Genomic DNA, 1,523 nt, shown 5'->3' with positions numbered 1-1,523 from the left:
GAGCCTGCTGAAATTTCAGCTAAAGCGTCAAGCTATTATGTATTTGGTAAGCAGGCTGCAGACTATTACGAAGAGCTGGTTCTCACGCGAGGTCAAGATCGCTATAGCGGTGAGAACCTTTACCTTGCAGCTGAGGCTGCATATAAAATTGGTGATTATCGTCGTGCAATTTCTCTATACGAACGTGCAGCTTATGAAAATGTTAGCCATCCAAAGGCAGTTCAAGCTGGCTATGCTTCAGTTCTGACATATGACGACATCAAAGTTTCAAATAGCGGCAATACCCAAGATCTCGGGCCATCTGATAAGCTACTTCGCAGAGAAGCGATTGAGCGTTTTGCTGCGCATTTTCCTATGGCTAATCAGACGGCAGGATTGTTGAACGACCTAGCAAATGAATATTATCGCGAACTAGACTATATCAATGCAGTAGAAGTTTCTTCCCGAGTTGTACAGTCCAGATCGGCACCTGCTGCGATATTGTATTCTAGTTGGTTGGTTAACGCTCATAGTCATTTCGAGCTAGAAAACTATTCTCTTGCAGAAAAAGCCTATCAAAAACTTGTTACTTATAATAAGAAGTCTGATGTAGAGGTCTTAAGCGAGCGCTTAGCTGCGTCTGTTTACAAGCAAGCAGAGAAAGAAAGTGCGATTGGGAAAAGTGCCGAACTTTATTTGAGAGTCGTCGACCTAGTGCCGGATTCGAGTATTGCTCCTACGGCACTTTTTGATGCGTCGACACAGTTTCTACAAATACAAAATTGGCCGCAGTCCATCGCCACCTTAAACGTTTTCCAAGAGCGTTTTCCTGATAGTGAGTTGTATGAGGATGCCTCAGATAAGCTCGTCTATGCTTACTTGGAGAATGAAGAGCCAATTCCTGCTGCAGAAAAACTAGTCGAGATATCGAATTCTACTGCGGACTTGGCTAAAGCGTCGAACTCACTTTATCGTGCTGCAGAAATTTACTTAGAAAATGACTTTGCCTATGAAGCTGTTGGGCTTTTGGACGGTTTTGTTAAGCGCTATCCCGATCAGTTCGAGTTAAATATTGAGGCATATTTCCAAAGTATTCGCTATTTTGATCGTCGAAAAGAGGACTCTAATGCTAATAAGTGGCGTGCAGCGCTTGTAGAATATGAACAGGATAGGATCTCTCAGCGAAACGGGCGTTCTGCTTATGTTGCAGCAAATGCAGCGCTTAGGCTATTAAACAAAGACATCCTTCAGTTTGAAGCGATTAGCTTAAGCTTACCGCTCAAAAAGTCTTTGGATCAAAAAACACGAAATCTAAAAGCCTTGGTAGCTAAACTCGAAAGCCTTGCCGATTACGAAGTGTCCGAGGTTATTTCAGCGGCTACTTATAAAATCGGAACGATATATAGAACCTTAGCGCAAGATATCATGTCTTCCGAAAGACCCGACAAACTTACAGAGCTTCAGTTAGAGCAATACGACATTCTACTGGAGGAGCAGGCGTACTCATTCGAAGAGCAAGCTTTGGAGATTTATCAGATTAACCT

At 42.9% G+C, this 1,523-nt stretch carries 1 protein-coding gene; it reads left to right on the top strand.

All coding sequences use genetic code 11. The features are described from left to right. Positions 1 to 1,523: tol-pal system YbgF family protein (locus tag A3756_RS21950; protein WP_156490682.1), on the top strand; the 1,523-nt coding region annotated here is incomplete at both ends.

Source organism: Oleiphilus sp. HI0086 (genome assembly GCF_001635225.1).
Note: the sequence above shows the minus strand (reverse complement) of the source record. Positions and strands in the feature narration are given on the sequence as shown.